Origin of the sequence: Ahrensia marina, from assembly GCF_042140245.1 — a bacterium.
Lineage (GTDB): Bacteria > Pseudomonadota > Alphaproteobacteria > Rhizobiales > MH13 > MH13.
The window spans coordinates 106,157-122,481 of the sequence record NZ_CP159483.1 but is presented as its reverse complement, the minus strand read 5'-3'; the positions used below and the strand labels follow the sequence as shown (position 1 = coordinate 122,481).

15 protein-coding genes are annotated in these 16,325 nt (G+C 57.8%); 9 read left to right on the top strand and 6 right to left on the bottom strand.

Annotated features, from left to right (window positions below; genetic code table 11):
• The first annotated feature begins 29 nt into the window (after positions 1-29).
• The 7 genes from ABWH92_RS00615 (at position 30) to mutL (ending at position 10,331) form a co-directional block, all read left to right on the top strand.
• Complete coding sequence (locus tag ABWH92_RS00615; protein WP_375571179.1) at positions 30-1,010, top strand: bifunctional riboflavin kinase/FAD synthetase; 981 nt, start codon at positions 30-32, stop codon at positions 1,008-1,010.
• 209 nt (positions 1,011-1,219) lie between these two features.
• Positions 1,220-4,207: an isoleucine--tRNA ligase gene (ileS, locus tag ABWH92_RS00610; protein WP_375571177.1), complete on the top strand. Its 2,988-nt coding sequence runs from the start codon at positions 1,220-1,222 to the stop codon at positions 4,205-4,207.
• The gene (gene lspA / locus ABWH92_RS00605; RefSeq protein ID WP_375574299.1) at positions 4,207-4,701 is read left to right on the top strand and encodes a signal peptidase II; all 495 of its coding nucleotides are present in this window, start codon (positions 4,207-4,209) and stop codon (positions 4,699-4,701) included. Before ileS ends, lspA begins: the two co-directional genes overlap by 1 nt.
• Before the next feature lie 98 nt (positions 4,702-4,799).
• Entirely contained in the window at positions 4,800-5,450 is a 651-nt protein-coding gene (locus ABWH92_RS00600; protein ID WP_375571175.1) for a hypothetical protein, read from the top strand.
• A 268-nt stretch (positions 5,451-5,718) separates the two neighbouring features.
• On the top strand, positions 5,719-7,107 hold the full coding sequence (locus ABWH92_RS00595; RefSeq protein WP_375571173.1) for a M16 family metallopeptidase: 1,389 nt from the start codon (positions 5,719-5,721) through the stop codon (positions 7,105-7,107).
• Positions 7,100-8,455, top strand: coding sequence for a M16 family metallopeptidase (locus tag ABWH92_RS00590; protein WP_375571171.1), 1,356 nt, complete (start codon positions 7,100-7,102; stop codon positions 8,453-8,455). Before ABWH92_RS00595 ends, ABWH92_RS00590 begins: the two co-directional genes overlap by 8 nt.
• A 28-nt stretch (positions 8,456-8,483) precedes the next feature.
• Positions 8,484-10,331, top strand: a complete 1,848-nt coding sequence (gene mutL, locus ABWH92_RS00585; RefSeq protein WP_375571169.1) for a DNA mismatch repair endonuclease MutL — start codon at positions 8,484-8,486, stop codon at positions 10,329-10,331.
• Here the strand turns inward: mutL and ABWH92_RS00580 are convergent.
• Genes ABWH92_RS00580 through ABWH92_RS00570 form a run of 3 tightly spaced genes read right to left on the bottom strand, consistent with a single transcriptional unit; the run spans position 10,328 to position 12,443 of the window.
• Positions 10,328-10,855, bottom strand: a complete 528-nt coding sequence (locus ABWH92_RS00580) for a DUF2937 family protein (protein ID WP_375571167.1) — start codon at positions 10,853-10,855, stop codon at positions 10,328-10,330. The genes mutL and ABWH92_RS00580 overlap by 4 nt on opposite strands.
• Positions 10,852-11,430 (bottom strand): 16S rRNA (guanine(966)-N(2))-methyltransferase RsmD, encoded by a 579-nt coding sequence (rsmD, locus tag ABWH92_RS00575; RefSeq protein ID WP_375571165.1) that lies wholly within the window; start codon positions 11,428-11,430, stop codon positions 10,852-10,854. The genes ABWH92_RS00580 and rsmD overlap by 4 nt, the downstream gene beginning before the upstream one ends.
• 2 nt (positions 11,431-11,432) lie before the next feature.
• Entirely contained in the window at positions 11,433-12,443 is a 1,011-nt protein-coding gene (locus ABWH92_RS00570; RefSeq protein ID WP_375571163.1) for a pseudouridine synthase, read from the bottom strand.
• Positions 12,444-12,488: 45 nt separating this feature from the next.
• Between ABWH92_RS00570 and ABWH92_RS00565 the strand changes: the two genes are divergently transcribed.
• Positions 12,489-12,983 carry a nucleoside deaminase gene (locus ABWH92_RS00565; RefSeq protein ID WP_375571161.1) on the top strand — a complete coding sequence of 165 codons (495 nt, stop codon included), beginning with the start codon at positions 12,489-12,491 and terminating at the stop codon, positions 12,981-12,983.
• 4 nt (positions 12,984-12,987) lie between these two features.
• Positions 12,988-13,200: a DUF2093 domain-containing protein gene (locus ABWH92_RS00560; RefSeq protein ID WP_375571159.1), complete on the top strand. Its 213-nt coding sequence runs from the start codon at positions 12,988-12,990 to the stop codon at positions 13,198-13,200.
• On the opposite strand, the gene lpxK is transcribed toward ABWH92_RS00560, so the two are convergent.
• Genes lpxK through ABWH92_RS00545 form a run of 3 tightly spaced genes read right to left on the bottom strand, consistent with a single transcriptional unit; the run spans position 13,197 to position 16,298 of the window.
• Entirely contained in the window at positions 13,197-14,258 is a 1,062-nt protein-coding gene (gene lpxK / locus ABWH92_RS00555) for a tetraacyldisaccharide 4'-kinase (RefSeq protein ID WP_375571157.1), read from the bottom strand. The two genes, ABWH92_RS00560 and lpxK, sit on opposite strands and share 4 nt — an antisense overlap.
• The gene (locus ABWH92_RS00550; RefSeq protein WP_375571155.1) at positions 14,255-15,568 is read right to left on the bottom strand and encodes a 3-deoxy-D-manno-octulosonic acid transferase; all 1,314 of its coding nucleotides are present in this window, start codon (positions 15,566-15,568) and stop codon (positions 14,255-14,257) included. Before ABWH92_RS00550 ends, lpxK begins: the two co-directional genes overlap by 4 nt.
• Complete coding sequence (locus ABWH92_RS00545) at positions 15,561-16,298, bottom strand: lysophospholipid acyltransferase family protein (protein WP_375571154.1); 738 nt, start codon at positions 16,296-16,298, stop codon at positions 15,561-15,563. Before ABWH92_RS00545 ends, ABWH92_RS00550 begins: the two co-directional genes overlap by 8 nt.
• Positions 16,299-16,325: the final 27 nt, after the last annotated feature.

Genomic DNA, 16,325 nt, shown 5'->3' with positions numbered 1-16,325 from the left:
GGCAGGCTCAATGAACAGAAGGCCCACCCGTGCTGCTTCTTCGCCAACCACAGACACCGCCTGACCCCGCCGTGCCGCGCGTGGTGATGATTGGCAACTTTGATGGCTTCCATCGCGGCCACCAAGCTGTGGCGCAGGCGGCTCTCAATGTTGCTGACAGCTCCAATGGCGTTGTGTGGCTGCTGACGTTTGACCCGCATCCGCGTGCCTTCTTTTCGCCGACCGGCGCGCACAATGCGCTTGCCAGTCCGGCGGTGGAGGCGCGCTTGGCAGCGGCTATTGGTCTCGCTGGCATTTACACCATGAACTTCGACAAAGCGCTTTCCAGCCAAACACCGCAAGCGTTTATCGCCGACAACATCGTTGCGCGCATGCAAGCTGACTGTGTGGTTGTTGGCCATGATTTTCGGTTTGGCCAAGGCCGGGCTGGAAGCGCTGAGACGCTGCGTGAACATGGCGGCTTTCGGGTTGTTGAGGTGGATGCATTCGCCGATGAGGGCGGACAGACTGTTTCTTCCACCCGTATCCGTAGCTTGCTTTCAAAGGGTCATTTGGCTGAGGCCAATGGCATTTTGGGCCATCGCTACTTCGTGATTGGCACCGTGGAACACGGAGAAAAGCGCGGGCGTGAGCTGGGATATCCCACGGCCAACATCGCACTTGATGCGGGCAGCGCTTTGGCGCACGGCATTTACGCAACAACGGTGAAGGTTGGTGAGACTGTTTATCCGTCCGTCGCCAGCTATGGTCGCCGCCCAACTTTTGGCGACAAGCCACCTCTTTTGGAGGTGCACCTGTTTGACTATTCCGGCGATCTTTATGGCCAACAGCTTGAGGTGGCCTTTCACAGCTATCTTCGCCCCGAACTCAAGTTCGATGGTGTGGATGCTCTGATTGCGCAGATGGACAAGGACAGCGAGATGGCCCGCGCGGCTCTTGCCTCCGCCCAGCCGCTTTCACAGCTCGATCAAGCCCTTGGTTTGGTTCATGCGAATGTCCTGGCTGCGTAAGCATGCAAAGCCAGCCTTTATTTAAAGACACGCACTTGGTATGAGCGCCCTATGGTTTGGAACATGACGATACGAATTATCGGCCCGGCTGCCCGTTAAGAGGACGTACTCCTCTGCGCGCAGTGCCGGGATTGTTTGCCTTGACCTTCGTGCCGAGCGGGATTGGCCCGCGACGGCACACCCCCCACATGCCTTGATGACGTGAGATCATGACCGAACCGTTTGATTATTCGCAGACCCTGTTTCTGCCGAAAACCGATTTTCCCATGCGCGCTGGCTTGCCGAAAAAAGAGCCGGAGATCCTAAAAAGCTGGGACGAGCAAAATCTCTACAAGAAGCTTCGCGAGGATTCAGTCGGTCGACCGCGCTACATCCTTCACGACGGCCCTCCCTATGCCAATGGGCATCTGCACATCGGCCACGCGCTGAACAAAACGCTGAAGGATATGGTCACCCGCTCCAAGCAGATGGCCGGCTATGACAGCAACTACGTGCCTGGCTGGGATTGTCACGGCCTGCCCATCGAGTGGCGGGTTGAGGAGGAGCTGCGCAAGAACGGCAAGAAGAAAGACGACCTGGACACAGTTTCTCTGCGGGCCATGTGCCGAGCTTTTGCCGACAAATGGGTCGGTGTGCAGGCCGAAGAGTTTCGCCGCCTGGGCGTCGAAGGCGATTTTGAGAACCCCTATCTCACCATGAGTTATGAAGCTGAGGCGACCATCGCCGAAGAGCTGATGAAGTTTGCTATGGACGGCCAACTTTATCGCGGCTCCAAGCCGATCATGTGGTCGGTGGTCGAGCGCACTGCCTTGGCCGAAGCTGAAGTTGAGTATCAGGATTATGAGTCCGACACGATCTGGGTGAAGTTCAAAGTGCTTCCTCGTGTCGACGCCGGTTTGCCCGCTTCTGATGGTTGGGTGTCAAACGCCAAACTAGTGAATTCGTATGTCCTGATATGGACAACGACACCCTGGACAATTCCTGGTAACCGCGCTGTTTGCTATTCGCCACGTGTTTCCTACAGTCTTTTCGAAGTCACAGCTGCCGAGAATGATTTCGGCCCCAAGCCCGGCGAGCAATTCATCGTCGCCGATGCTTTACTGGAAAGCGTGACCAGTCAGGCAAAAGTGCAGGCCAAAAAGGTCCAATCGGTCAATCAGGCAGAACTCGAAGGGATTGTGTTACAACATCCACTTCATGGCTTAGGTGGTGGTTACGAATTCAAGGCCCCCCTCATTAACGGTGACCACGTGACCGATGATGCTGGTACCGGCTTTGTCCATACCGCGCCCAGTCATGGCCGGGAAGACTTCGAAGCCTGGATGGATCACAGCCAGGCCCTCAAGGCGCGCGGCATCAACACCGACATCCCATTCCCTGTTGATGATGCTGGCTTCTACACCAAAGATGCGCCTGGATTTGGCCCGGATGCCGAGGGTGGTGCAGCGCGTGTCATCGACGACAAGGGTAAAAAAGGCGATGCCAACAAGCGTGTTATCGCAGCCCTGATTGAGAAAAACATGCTGTTCGCGCGCGGTCGCCTGAAGCACACCTACCCGCATTCCTGGCGCTCAAAGAAGCCGGTGATCTTCCGCAACACGCCGCAATGGTTCGTCTATATGGACGAGGATATTGACGGAAAGCAGGGCGACACGCTGCGCAAACGCGCGCTGAATGCCATCGACGCCACCACCTTCTACCCTCCCGCCGGTCAAACCCGTCTGCGCGGCATGATCGAGGGTCGCCCTGATTGGGTGCTCTCGCGCCAGCGTGCCTGGGGCGTGCCGATCAGCGTGTTCACCCACAAAGAGACCGGTGAGGTGTTGCGCGATCCACAGGTCAACGCCCGCATTGTCGAAGCCTTCCACGCCGAAGGCGCCGATGCCTGGTTCGTCGAAGGAGCCAAACAGCGCTTCCTCGGCAAAAACTATAATGCCGATGACTATGATCAGGTCAGCGATATCGTGGATGTCTGGTTCGATTCCGGTTCCACTCATGCTTATGTCATGGAGAAGCGCGAAGACCTGAAAACCCATCGCGAAATCGACGGTGGCACAGATCGCGTGATGTATCTGGAAGGCACAGATCAACATCGCGGGTGGTTCCATTCATCGCTTTTGGAAAGCTGCGGCACCCGTGGCCGCGCACCCTACGATGATGTGCTCACCCACGGCTTCACCATGGCCGAGGATGGCCGCAAAATGTCGAAGTCATTGAACAACCAGATGTTCCCGCAGGATATCATCAAACAGTACGGCGCCGACATTCTGCGCGGTTGGGTGGCGAGCGTTGATTTCGTTGAAGACCAGCGCATCGGGCCGGAAATCATCAAAACGGTTGTCGATAGCTACCGCAAGCTGCGCAACACGCTGCGTTGGTCGTTGGGGTCACTGGCGCATCATGATCGAGATCGCGATTTCATGGCCGCCGCCGATATGCCTGAGCTGGAGCGTTACATGCTGCACCGGCTGGCCGAACTTAATGAAACTGTGCGCACAGCCTATGACGGGTTTGACTTCCAGAAAGTGTTCCAGACACTTTTTACCTTTGCGACGGTAGACCTTTCAGCCTTCTATTTCGACATCCGAAAGGATGCGCTTTATTGCGATGCGCCGTCCAGCCTGCGACGCAGGGCCTGCCTGACGATGCTCGACATCACGCTGGACGCACTGACCAAATGGTTGGCACCACTGCTGCCCTTCACCATGGAGGAAGTATGGATGGCGCGGCATGGCGAAAAGGCAACGTCGGTCCATTTGCAACAATACCCCGATATCCCTAGCGAGTGGAAAGATGACCAGCTGGCTGCTCATTGGCGCACCATTCGTACAGTCCGCCGGGTTGTGACAGGGGCCCTGGAGATTGAGCGACGCGAAAAGCGTATCGGTTCTTCGCTCGAGGCTGCGCCTGCCATCTACATCGCAGATGCTGATCTGTTCGATCAGGTGAAGACGGTGGATTGGGCAGAGGTCGCTATCGCCAGCCAAGCCAGCGTGCATCAGGGCGATGCTCCTGAAGGGGCGTTCCACCTGGATGATGTTCACGGGGTTGGGGTTGTGCCTGGCAAGGCTGACGGCCAAAAATGTGCACGGTCTTGGAAAATCCTGCCGGAAGTTGGCAGCGATCCGGACTTCCCCGATGTTACACTGCGCGATGCCGATGCCCTGCGCGAGCTTGGGATTTCCAAAGCGGCATGATGAGACCTGCCATCCTCGGTAGTTTGATCGCTTTGACTGGTCTTGTTGTTGACCAAGTGGTGAAAACCTGGCTGCTCTTCGGCTTCGATCTCGGCCAGCAGGGTCGGGTTTTTATCACGCCGTTTTTCGACCTCGTACTGGTTTGGAATCGCGGTATTTCCTACGGCCTCTTTGCTGCCGACAGCCAGGCGCAGGTCTGGTTTCTGGTGGCCGTGAAGGCGGCCATTACCTTGGCCCTGATCATTTGGCTTGTCAGAAACGCCGATCGTCTAACCGCCATTGCGCTTGGCCTTTTGATTGGCGGTGCCATCGGCAACACCATTGATCGCGTGCTTTATGGGGCCGTGGTGGACTATGCCTCGCTTCATGCGCTTGGGTACTACTGGTACGTCTTTAACCTCGCCGATGTGTGGGTCGTTGCCGGTGTTGCGCTTCTGCTGTATGACGCGTTTCTTGTGGGGCGAAGTCAGAAGGTTTCAGGCGAAGCTTCATAATGATCTGCGCAGAGTTCAGTCGGGCTTTCTCTCGCCCCAATTGAGAGCTAAGCCCCGCCATGATCTCGACGAAAAGCGTGAGACAATAAAGGTTTGTGATGCGTTTCTTCTCCCCCGCCTTTGCTGCCAAGTTCGGCACACTTCTGGTTGCCAGTGCCGCGCTAGCTGGGTGCGCCAGCTATGGTTCGTTTGACGAGAACGAGCCGAGCCTTGAGCAAAGCGTTCTAGGCGGTCTGGTCGAGCCACTAGGTATCACTCGGGAAGAAGAGCCCATCGAATATTCCGCCCGTGCACCTCTCGTTGCGCCACCATCCACGGCTGCTCTGCCAGCGCCACAAAGTGGCTCTGTGGCTGCCGCTGATCCGAACTGGCCAACTGGCTCACGCGAGCGTATGGCGCAGGTTCTGCAAAGCGAGGATCAGACCCTCGTTTACACACCAGGCGTTGACGGGGTGGATATCGCTGCCACGCAAGCGTTGGCCCAACGGTCTCGCCAGGGGGTGCAGGAGAGCAATGCTGGGCTGGATCGCCCTTTGCTGCCTCATGAGCTGCAGCGCGAGGAAGATATTCAACTTGCCCGTACCCAGGCCAATGCGGCGCGTGACGCGGATGCCGCTGTCCGTGGTCGTCGTTTCTTGACGGACCCCCCTGTGGCGGCGCGTACGCCGTCTGCAGAAGCGCCCTATGGCGCCGATGCCGAAGCGCTTGCCGAGGCTGAAGAAGGCGGCTTCTCCTGGTGGCCGTTCTAACGGCTGAACCTTTCAGAACATCCACAATCATCACCAAGCTGTGACCGGTGCACCTCTTTCACACGGTGATCATCGACCCTACCTGCTGGCGAACCGCTTGCCCAGGAACTCGCTTGTTTGCATTCCACGCCTGGGTGTGATGAAGGAGATGGTGTTGATGGCTTCAGCACATGCTTATGCAGCGCGGGCGATCGCACCGCGACACGGGGGCATGCACCCAGTACCTTCTCGTTTGCACCTGTCTCTCCTGTTTTTAGGGGCCTTGCTCATGACTTTGCTCACCTCACCTTTTGGCCTCACGCCCAGCAATGCGGCTGGAAGCGAATTCACCTTTGCACCGGGCGCCAGCCAGTTTGAGCTTGCCAACGGCATGCAGGTGGTGGTGATCCCAGACCGCCGTGCACCCGTTGTCACGCATATGATCTGGTACAAGGTTGGTGCCGCCGATGAGCCGCGCGGACAATCAGGGATTGCTCATTTTCTGGAACACTTGATGTTCAAGGGCACCCCCCGCTTTCCTGATGATACCTATTCACAAACCATCTCGCGTCTTGGCGGCACGGAAAACGCTTTCACATCATACGACTACACCGCTTACTTCCAGCGCATCGCAGTTGAGCACCTGCCACTGATGATGGAAATGGAAGCTGATCGGATGAAGAACCTGGTTCTCACCGAAGACGTGGTCGCATCCGAGCGCAATGTGATCTTAGAAGAGCGCGCTTCTCGCGTTGACAACGATCCGACAGCTCTCCTGCGCGAAAGCTTCTCAGCGACACTTTTTCAAAACCATCCTTATGGCGATCCCATCATTGGGTGGCGTCACGAAATGGAAGATCTGTCGCGTGAAATGGCGCTAGATTTTTACGCCCGTTACTACACGCCGGAAAACGCGATCCTGGTCATCGCGGGAGATGTCGACGAAGAAACCGTCCGCCCGCTTGCCGAGCAGTTCTACGGTGTGCTTCCGGCACGTGAGGGTGCGGTCACGGATCGCCGTCGCCCTCTAGAGCCAGAACCAGTGGCTGAGCGGCGGATCGATATGCGTGACGAGCGTATCGCCCAGCCGGTGGTGCAGATTGCTTATCTGGCGCCCTCGTACACGCTTAGTGAAGACCCACGGCTAGCCCCAGCGCTCGACGTGCTCAGCCACTATCTTGGCGATGGCAGCACAAGCCGCCTCTATCGCCACTTTGTCATTGAGCAGCGCACGGCGGCGGCCATGGGCGCCTTCTATCAGGGCTCTGCTCTCGACCATGGCACGTTCTATTTGTTTGGCTATCCAGCCGAAGGTGTTGCGCTGGAAGACCTGGAAGCTGATTTGGTGGCCGAGCTGAACCGCTTCCTTGAAGAAGGCATCAGCGAGGAGGAGTTGGCCCGCGCCAAGCGTAACCTGGTGGCCCAAACCGTGTTTGCCCAAGACAGCCAATCGGCTTTGGCCCGTATCTTTGGCTCATCTTTGGCCGTTGGCGAAGACTTGGAAGATGTTCAGCAATGGCCGGCGCGCATCGGTTCTGTAACCGTGGATGATGTGATGGACGCCGCGCGGCTTGTGCTTCAACCGCAGCGCGCTGTGATCGGCTTTCAGCGACCAGCGGTCACGCCAGACACACAACCAGCTGCCGCTGCAACAGCAACGCCCGATGCCGATGGCTAAAGCCACCAAGACCTCCACCACAAAGACAAAAACGGCCAGCCTGCTGCTGGCTCTTACATTGGTGATCACCATGGCCCTCAGTTTGACCGAACCACAACGCGCCGAAGCCGCAGTGAATGTGCAGGAACGCACCAGTCCAGGTGGTATCGCCTATTGGTTGGTGGAAGATGACACCATCCCGTTGGTGGCCGCACGGTTTGTTTTTGAAGGTGCGGGCGCCGTTCAAGACCCTGAAGGCCGGGCGGGCACGGCCAACCTTCTCTCTGGCCTTCTTGATGAGGGTGCGGGCGAGTATGACAGCATCGCCTTTCAAACTTTGTTGGAAGACAATGCGATCCGCCTTGGCTTTGATGCCAGCCATGACAATTTCTCCGGCGAGCTGACCGTTCTTTCTGACACGATTGAGTTGGGCACCGAGCTGCTGGCACTCGCCTTGACACAGCCGCGGCTGGATGAGGATGCCATTGAACGAACGCGTGGTCAGATCATGGCGGGTTTGCGTCGTGATCTGAACGATCCAGAAAGCATCGCATCACGCCTGTCTTCTGAGACGTTTTTTGACGGCCATCCCTATGCGCGTCAGTCAAATGGTTCGTTGGAATCCGTTCCGGACATCACACGTGATGATCTTCTGGCACACCACACGGCGACGCTGGCACAAGACATCATTCGTGTTGCTATCGTTGGCGATATCTCCGCAGAGGCAGCAGACACCTTTGTCGATAACGCCTTTGGCGGTTTGCGTGCGCAGGCCGACCTGGCATCCATTCCCAATATGACCATCCCGACCGGCGTACAGACACAGGAAACGCAGGACGTTGCCCAAACGGTCATCCGCTTTGCTATCCCTGGTCTTGCCCGTGACGATGATGATTTTCTGACCGCCTTCGTCATGAACCATATTCTTGGCGGCGGCACATTTTCTTCGCGCATGTTCAAGGAAGTCCGCCAGGATCGTGGGCTCACCTACTCCGTTTTCACTTACCTTTCTGCGCGTGACCACGCACCGATTTTTGGTGGCGGTGCATCAACGCGGCCTGAGCGCGCGCAAGAAACCCTTGATGTGATGCGTGCGGTTATTGCCGAGTTCGTTGAAAACGGCCCGACGGAAGAAGAGCTGCAACAGGCCAAAGACTTCCTGATCGGCTCTTATCCGCTGCGTTTTGACAGTTCGCAGAAGATCGCCCAGCAGTTGGTCGGCATGCAGTTGGAGCGCATTCCAGCAAGCTACATGATTGAGCGCGCAGACCTGATCCGCGCAATTACGGTGGACGACATCCGTCGCGTGGCCGACCGCATCTTGAAGGCGCCGCTATCCCTTGTCATCGTTGGCCAGCCGCTGAGCTGATTCAACACCAACCACCAAGGGAGGGCATGTGCAGAACGTTCTTGCCCATCCATCGGACTCACCACCCAAAAACATCCGCCAGCTTCCTGACGGTGTGATCAATCGCATCGCCGCCGGTGAAGTGGTGGAGCGGCCCGCCAGCGTGGTCAAAGAGCTGGTCGAGAATGCGCTGGATGCCGGCGCAACATCGATCTCCATCACCCTTCAGGCAGGCGGTAAAGCAGCTATTCGTGTCACCGATGATGGCCACGGCATGGGGCCGGATGATCTCAAGCTCGCCATCGCCCGCCATGCCACATCGAAACTCTCTGACGATGATTTGGTGGATATCCGAACCCTCGGCTTTCGCGGTGAAGCGCTGCCATCCATTGGCGCGGTTGCTAAAATCACCATCACATCGCGAGCGCGAGGCACAGAGGATGCCTATCGCATTGCCGTGTCCGGCGGCGAGACCACCGATCCAACTCCAGCACCTCGGTCGGGCGGCACAGCGATCGATGTTGAAGATCTCTTTTTCTCTGTTCCGGCGCGGCTAAAATTTCTGAAGTCTGACCAGGCCGAGACAACCGCTGTTGCTGACACGATCCGCCGGTTGGCCTTGGCCGCCCCAAAAGTTGGGTTCCGTTTGCAGTCGGAGCGCCGCACCATCCTTGATTTGGCACCTGCGGATGAAAGCTTGGCGTTTACATCGGCGCTCGAACACCGCGCCGCCGACCTTTTTGGGCCAGATGCGCGCACGAACATGCGGCCACTGCATGCCACTCGCGAAGGCCTGTCGCTTGAAGGCATGGTGGGCTTGCCAACATGGCATCGCGCCACAACTCGCGACATCTATCTGATGGTCAATGACCGGCCTGTGCGTGATCGCTTGCTCACCGGTGCGATCCGCGCTGCCTATGCCGATTTGATGCCACGCGACCGATTTCCCGCTGTTGTGATCGCCATCGCCATCGATCCGTCTCGGGTCGATGTGAATGTCCACCCACAAAAATCTGATGTTCGATTTCAAAACCCGGGCCACATGCGTGGACTTATCATCACTGCCATCCGCGATGCTTTAGGTGAGGCGGGTTTGGCGGCATCCACCAGTCTTACTGATCAAGCGGTCCAAGCGTTCACACCACAAACGCCCTATGTGGCGCCAGCGCGGTCTGGCGGTTCCGGGTGGGAAGAGGCTGCAGCACACTACGATCCTGGGCCAGCGATCAGTGCATTAGAACGACCAGCAACGTTGGCTGGAATGGATGTGCCCTCTGGTCCTGAAACAGCACCGATCCAGCCAGAAACGTTCGAACCAGACCACCCGTTGGGCACTGCTCGCGCACAACTGCACGAAACATATATCCTCTCGGAAAGCCGAGATGGCATTGTGTTGGTTGATGCCCACGCTGCACATGAACGCCTGGTGTATGAACGGCTGAAAACAGGCCTGGAGCGTGATGGTATCGCAACCCAACCACTGCTTATCCCAGATGTGGTTGAGCTGCCTGCTGGCAATGCTTCAGCCATTCTTGCCGAGGCTGAGCAATTGGCGAAGCTTGGCTTGGTTCTTGAGCCATTCGGTACCAATGCCGTGTTGGTGCGCGAAACCCCGGCAATGCTGGGTGTTTGCGACGCATCAGGTTTGGTGAAAGACTTGGCTGAGGAGTTTGCCGAAGCTGGGTCATCAGTACGCCTTGAGAGCCGCCTGCATGCCGTGGCCTCCACCATGGCCTGCCATGGCTCGGTGCGCGCTGGACGTCGTTTGAAGGTGGATGAGATGAATGCATTGCTGCGCGAGATGGAGCAGGTGCCAGCTGCGGCGCAATGCAACCATGGCCGCCCGACATTCATTCGCATGGACAAAGCCCGGCTCGATAAGCTGTTTGATCGCTAGCCTTTGGCCGAGGCGCGACCCTTGTTGCGTCCGCGAAGCATCTTGCCTGTAGCTTTCACGGTGCCAGCGCTGCCGCGTGCCAAAAGCCATCCAATAAACGCGCCAAGTGCGGCCATAACACCACCAGCAATGGTGATGGGGATAGCAGGCTCAAAACGCTCCCGTGCGCCCTCAACCACGCGCAAATCCGGCTCGCGCAGCACCAGCCAGATACGCTCAAACGGCCCGGCATCTTCAATGGCGTCGGCCTGCCCTTTCAGCCGTTCATACCGTTCCAGTGTGCCGGAGATTTGTCGTCCGCGTTCATCCAGAAACGTATTATCGGTCTCGCGATACTGGTCCAGCGCTTGGTCACGTGAGAGGCCTGCGCGCTCGCTGGCAGCATCAAAGTCTTCAACCACGACTTGGAGTTCTGCAACAGCACCACCCAACGCCTGACGGTACTGCTGTGAGAACTCCGGCGCTTGGCTCATCGTGCCAGCGCCCAAAACAGCAAGAACAGCGGTGAAAAGACGTCCAATCATGGGGCACCACCATACCGCAAAAAGGAAAGCTGCGTCTCCCCCATTTGCCGAGTTTGCAAAACCTCAAAAGCGACAGGTGCGGTGAAATCAGCCTTCGCGCTCTCCTCCACAATCACAAGAGCATCAGGTGCAAGCCAGTTGCCATCGTGCAGAGCCGTCAACGCCCCTTCGCCGAGGCCTTTGCCATAGGGAGGGTCAAGAAAGGCAAGAGTCGCGCGGTCCATCTTACCACGCTCGCCAATCTTCGTGGCATCGCGTTTGAAGAGACGGGCACGTGCCGCTACGCCACAGGCCTGCATGTTCTCACGGATTAGCCCGCGCCCCTCAATGGAGTTATCGACGAAAAGAGCAAAGGCAGCGCCACGGGACAACGCCTCCAAACCGAGTGCACCGGTGCCAGCAAAAAGGTCAATGACAGTGGCACCATCCAAGCCCTGATCCTCAACAAACAGATCGTCATTGTGGGCCAAGATGTTGAACAGGGCCTCTCGAGCACGGTCCGTTGTGGGTCGAACAGTTTGGTTTGACGGCGCTTTCAGCGCGCGCCCTTTAAAGGCGCCTCCAACAATGCGCATGCCTATCTACCGCGTGTTTTCTGCGGGCCTCTGCCTCCTGTCCCCCGCTTGGGGCCAGATTTTTTGGCAACCCCAGGGCGTGTGACAAAACCTGGCTTTCCGCGCTTGGTGGCGTCGTTTCCGGGTTTGCCGCGCCCCTTTCGAAGCGGAGCATTGCCCGACGCACCGCGGCCTGTTTTTTCCGGCTTTTTTGGCCTTGCAGGCGTGTCGCGCCCAACAACCGGCGTGCGCATGGGGCCTTCAAAGTCTAGCCCTGCATCTTTAAACACTTTGCCGGAAAGCTGATCCTTCAGCACCCGTGTGCGCACCTCTTGCGCCGCGCCTGTTTCAAGTTCCCCCAGCTGAAACGGTCCATAGGAAATACGGATCAGCCGGTTCACCTGCAGGCCAAGCGCGCCCAGCACAACTTTGACTTCGCGGTTCTTGCCTTCGCGCAAGCCCACAGTCAGCCATTGATTATCGCCCTGTTGGCGCTCAACGACGATCTCCATCGGCCCGTAGTGGACGCCCTCTATCTCCATGCCCTTGCGCGCCTTGTTAAGCACATGCTCCGGCGCTTCTCCAAAGGCTCGCACCCGGTAGCGCCTCAGCCAGCCGGTGGAGGGCAGCTCCAATAGGCGTTTGAGTCCACCATCATTGGTCAGCAAAAGTAGACCTTCGGTGTTGAAATCAAGCCGTCCCACAGGATGGGCCGTTTTGAGTTCCTTCGGCAGAACGTCACGCAGCACCTTGCGCCCTTCTGGGTCGCGTGCAGCGGTGATAACCCCTTTGTCCTTGTGATAGAGCCAAAGCCGTGTGCGTTCGGCTTGCGGCAATGGTTCACCGTCCACCTCGATCCGATCTTTGTCGGTAACCGTGATGGCTGGCGTCCCAAGCAGTTTGCCATTGAGTTTCACGCGACCGTCGGCGATCCAAGCTTCTGCATCGCGACGCGAGCAAAGACCTGAGCGCGCGATGACCTTGGCAATCCGGTCACCTTTTGCTGGCGTGGTGTTGTGTGGGGGCTTTGACATGGCCACCTTTTGACGGGCAAGGCGCGCCTGTGGCAAGCCCTGACAATGACAAGTTCCGCCCCAAACCATTCTTCGCCGATGGACATTGCCTTGGCTGAAGCCGTTGCCGCCGCCCGCCGCGATGAGGTTCCCGTTGGTGCGGTGCTGGTGATGGATGGCCAGATTGTAGCTGCCGACGGCAACCGTACGCGTCAGCTTCTCGATCCCACCGCCCATGCTGAAATGCTGGTTATCCGCGAAGCGGCCCAGACGCTTGGTCAAGAACGTCTAACCGGCGCTGACCTTTATGTGACGCTTGAACCATGCGCTATGTGTGCAGCCGCCATAAGCCATGCTCGCATCCGCCGCGTGTACTTTGGGGCTACCGATCCCAAAATGGGGGCGGTTATCAACGGGCCGCATTTTTTTGACCAGCCCACCTGCCATCACGCACCAGAGGTCTATGATGGCATTGCCGCCAGCCAGGCCGAAGCCTTGCTGAAGACGTTCTTTGCAGGCAAGAGAGAACAGGCCGAGGCCAAACAGCTTATCAAGGACTAACGCGATGGTGTTTTCCAGCAACGACCGTGAAGCGCTTATCCGCTATGACACGCCGGAGTATCATGTGCTGCGACCTGGTGATTACGTGGTCTGTGCGGTGACGTTTGAGCGTATCCCCCTCACAGAGCTGAAATACTGGTCGGTCGCCCGTCAGGAAGCCTACAAAGATGCCACCGCCTCGCTGGAAGCTGAGCGCCGGGCGCCTCGAGCGTCCTAGTCAAATTCCACCAACACCATGTCGCGGCGCCATCGCTGAATGGCATGGTGCATCAGTGAGCGCAGATAGCCAGGGTCTTCAAACACAAGCTTGGCCGGTATTTGGGTTGCAGCCTTGTCCAGGTCTCGCAGTGAACCTGAATGACCCTGAAACCGCATACCGTCCTTCTCTGTTGTAACCAGCACCGCGTCGCGTTCCTTGGCGATGTTCACCAACTCACGTGCATCTTCGGTGGTGTAGGCGTGATGATCAGGATACGCCTTTTCCTTCACCACATTAAGGCCAGCCTCTTTGAGGCGTTCGAAGAACTTCGGCGGATGGCCGATGCCGCAGAAGGCATAGATCCGTTGATCAAACAAATGTTCAGGGATGTCCATCTCCAGGGTGGCCGACAGCACAGGCTTGCCGCGTTTGGCAGCCTGCCGCACAACACCATGCGCCCCGTTACCCTTGCCGATAACAATGATGAAATCGACATAGCGCAGCTGCGCTGCCACTGGCGCGCGTAGCGGGCCTGCTGGATGGCTCAGACCATTGCCAACGCCCATGCGGCCATCGACAACGGCAATGGTGAGGTTCTTGATGATAGACGGGTTTTGCAGGCCGTCGTCGAAAATGGTGCACGTTGCACCGATCTCTGCAGCACTGGCGATTGAGGTGAGACGGTCCGGGCCGACGAATGTTTCGCCGCGATGGGCCAGAAGCAGTGGCTCGTCGCCCACCTCATCTGCCAGATGACGATCTGGATCGACACGAAAACTCGTCGTTGCCAATGAACCTCCATAGCCGCGTGTCACAAAGGCTGGCTTGAGCCCAAGATCTTCAAGCACATCATAAACTGCCAGTGATGTTGGCGTCTTACCCGCGCCACCAGCGACGAAGTTCCCGATGCAAACCACAGGCAAGGCACCTGGCTCGCCTTCTTGTGCCATCCGCCCCGCGACCACCCGCCCATAGGCTAAGGAGGCAGGCACCAGCGCGAACTTTTTGAGCGTTGCGCCAAAGCTTTGCGGCTTGCGCGGGTCAGGCCACCAATAGGGCGGAGGGGTGAGGCTCATCGGCGCGCTTGCTCCAATGCGGCGGACACCGAAAACGCGGTGAGAAGGGGTTCGATGGCGTCCATCGTGGCGCTCAACGCGCCCTCAAACTCTTGTATGGCCTTGGTTGCTTGGTCGCAAAGCTTCTTGCGCTCTCGTTCATTCACCAACAGGCGTCCTACATTGCGGGCCAGCATCTCAGCGCTGTCCACTTCAATGGTAGCATCCGAAGAGTTGAGCGCGGTGTAGATTTCAGGGAAATTGTGCACATCCGGTCCGTGCAGAATTGCCGTGCCCAGCTTGGCCGGTTCAATTGGATTCTGCCCGCCATGGCGCACCAACGATCCGCCGATAAACGAGATCGGTGCCAGTCGGTAGTGCAGGCCCATCTCACCAATGGTGTCGGCGATGTAAATGTCGGTGTCGGCTTTGGGAAGATGACCTTCGCTTCGCAGCGTATGCGTCAGGTTCTCCGACTGGGCAAGACCGGCAACTTCTCGGCCACGTTCCGGGTGACGTGGCACAATAACCGTCAACAGGTCCGGCAAATGATGTTTCAGCGCCTTGTGAACCCGCAGCGCAATAGCTTCTTCTCCCGGGTGTGTGGAGGAGGCCAACCAGACCTTCCGCCCGCGAAGTGTCTGCTCGAGCAGTTTAAGTTGCGCTGGATTGTCCGCTGGGGCTGGCGTGTCGAACTTCAAATTGCCGGTCACGCGAACGCGCGGCGCACCAAGCACACGGTAGCGCTCTGCATCATCAACCGTTTGCGCCAAACAAAGGGTGACGTTGGAAAGCATCGCACTGATTAGTCCGCTTGCTCTGCGCCAACGAAAGAACGAACGCTCCGACATGCGCGCATTGACCAGAACATGGGGGATGTTCCGCTTGGCCAGCGCATGAAATGTTGCTGGCCAAAGCTCAGATTCCACAAAGATCGCAAGCTGCGGCTTCCACGTGTTGAGGAAACGGTTGACGAATGGTGCCAAGTCGAGCGGCGCATACTGGTGCAGGGTGCGCGGGCCAATCTGCTTGGCAGCCAATTGCGCGGAAGTCACCGTGCCGGTTGTCAAAACGACATAGGAACCCGTTTCTTCGATGCGCTTGATCAACGGTAGAATGGCAATCGTCTCACCAACACTTGCAGCGTGAACCCAAATCAGCGAGCCATTGGGCTTGCGCGATCCAGCGTAGCCAAAGCGTTCCTTGCGCCTTGGTAAGTCCTCTTTGCCCTTGCGCGCGCGCGCCAAGATCAATGATCCAGCAAGCGGCGAAACGATCGTGCCAGCGATGCGATAGCTGGCCAGGAGGCTCTCCGACAGCACATCAGCCATGGGAAAGCCTCTGCGTCTCAGCCGACGAAAAAGCTGGCTTGCCACCGATCTGTGCGTAGCTGTGCATTTCCAATGCCTGCAAACGCTCCTTGACCCGGGCACACCAATACGCGTCGTCAGGTTCGTCGTCATTTACATAGATCGGTTCGGTTGTGCCGATTGCGGCTTTGGTGAAGGGCAAGGCCACCGAGGCGCGGTCCCAGCTGGAAAGCGTGATGCGTGGATGGGTGAGATAAAGTGCCGGTACAATCGGCCTGCCTGTTTTGCGCGCAAGCTTGATAAGCCCAGGCGATACCTGACGAGCAACTTTGGGCACATCGGCTGTCAGCGACACGCTGTTGCCTTCGCCAAGCACTTTAACAAACTTCAAGAAGGCGCGTGCTCCGCCCTTTTGCTTGCCGCGTTTTTTGGGATCGCCTGCGCCGCGAATGGTTTTGATACCCAGTTTTTCAGCGGCAATGGCGTTCATCGTTCCGTCAGCACTGCGCGAGATCATCACGTGCATGTTCCAGTCTTCTGGCGAGGCCAATGCAATCATGAAGTGCTCACCGTGCCAGAACGTGAAAATCGCTGGCAGATGTTGAGCAAGGTCAGAGCGCTTGTGATCAAGGTCGGTGTCGATCTTGCGGGCCGTGCGATCAACCAGCCACAGGTAGCCAGCCAGCGTGTTGCCAGCCACCGATTGGACAAACCCGTTGCGGCCAAGCCGCTTGTACCAAGGCGCACTCATGACAGGCTCACACGCCGTGCGCTCGTC

Coding starts and splice junctions, on each gene's coding strand:
- ileS (WP_375571177.1), top strand. CDS start 1,220: ATGACCGAACCGTTTGATTATTCGCAGACCCTGTTTCTGCCGAAAACC.
- lspA (WP_375574299.1), top strand. CDS start 4,207: ATGAGACCTGCCATCCTCGGTAGTTTGATCGCTTTGACTGGTCTTGTT.
- ABWH92_RS00600 (WP_375571175.1), top strand. CDS start 4,800: ATGCGTTTCTTCTCCCCCGCCTTTGCTGCCAAGTTCGGCACACTTCTG.
- ABWH92_RS00595 (WP_375571173.1), top strand. CDS start 5,719: ATGACTTTGCTCACCTCACCTTTTGGCCTCACGCCCAGCAATGCGGCT.
- ABWH92_RS00590 (WP_375571171.1), top strand. CDS start 7,100: ATGGCTAAAGCCACCAAGACCTCCACCACAAAGACAAAAACGGCCAGC.
- ABWH92_RS00580 (WP_375571167.1), bottom strand. CDS start 10,855: ATGATTGGACGTCTTTTCACCGCTGTTCTTGCTGTTTTGGGCGCTGGC.
- rsmD (WP_375571165.1), bottom strand. CDS start 11,430: ATGCGCATTGTTGGAGGCGCCTTTAAAGGGCGCGCGCTGAAAGCGCCG.
- ABWH92_RS00570 (WP_375571163.1), bottom strand. CDS start 12,443: ATGTCAAAGCCCCCACACAACACCACGCCAGCAAAAGGTGACCGGATT.
- ABWH92_RS00565 (WP_375571161.1), top strand. CDS start 12,489: ATGACAAGTTCCGCCCCAAACCATTCTTCGCCGATGGACATTGCCTTG.
- ABWH92_RS00560 (WP_375571159.1), top strand. CDS start 12,988: ATGGTGTTTTCCAGCAACGACCGTGAAGCGCTTATCCGCTATGACACG.
- lpxK (WP_375571157.1), bottom strand. CDS start 14,258: ATGAGCCTCACCCCTCCGCCCTATTGGTGGCCTGACCCGCGCAAGCCG.
- ABWH92_RS00550 (WP_375571155.1), bottom strand. CDS start 15,568: ATGGCTGATGTGCTGTCGGAGAGCCTCCTGGCCAGCTATCGCATCGCT.
- ABWH92_RS00545 (WP_375571154.1), bottom strand. CDS start 16,298: ATGAGTGCGCCTTGGTACAAGCGGCTTGGCCGCAACGGGTTTGTCCAA.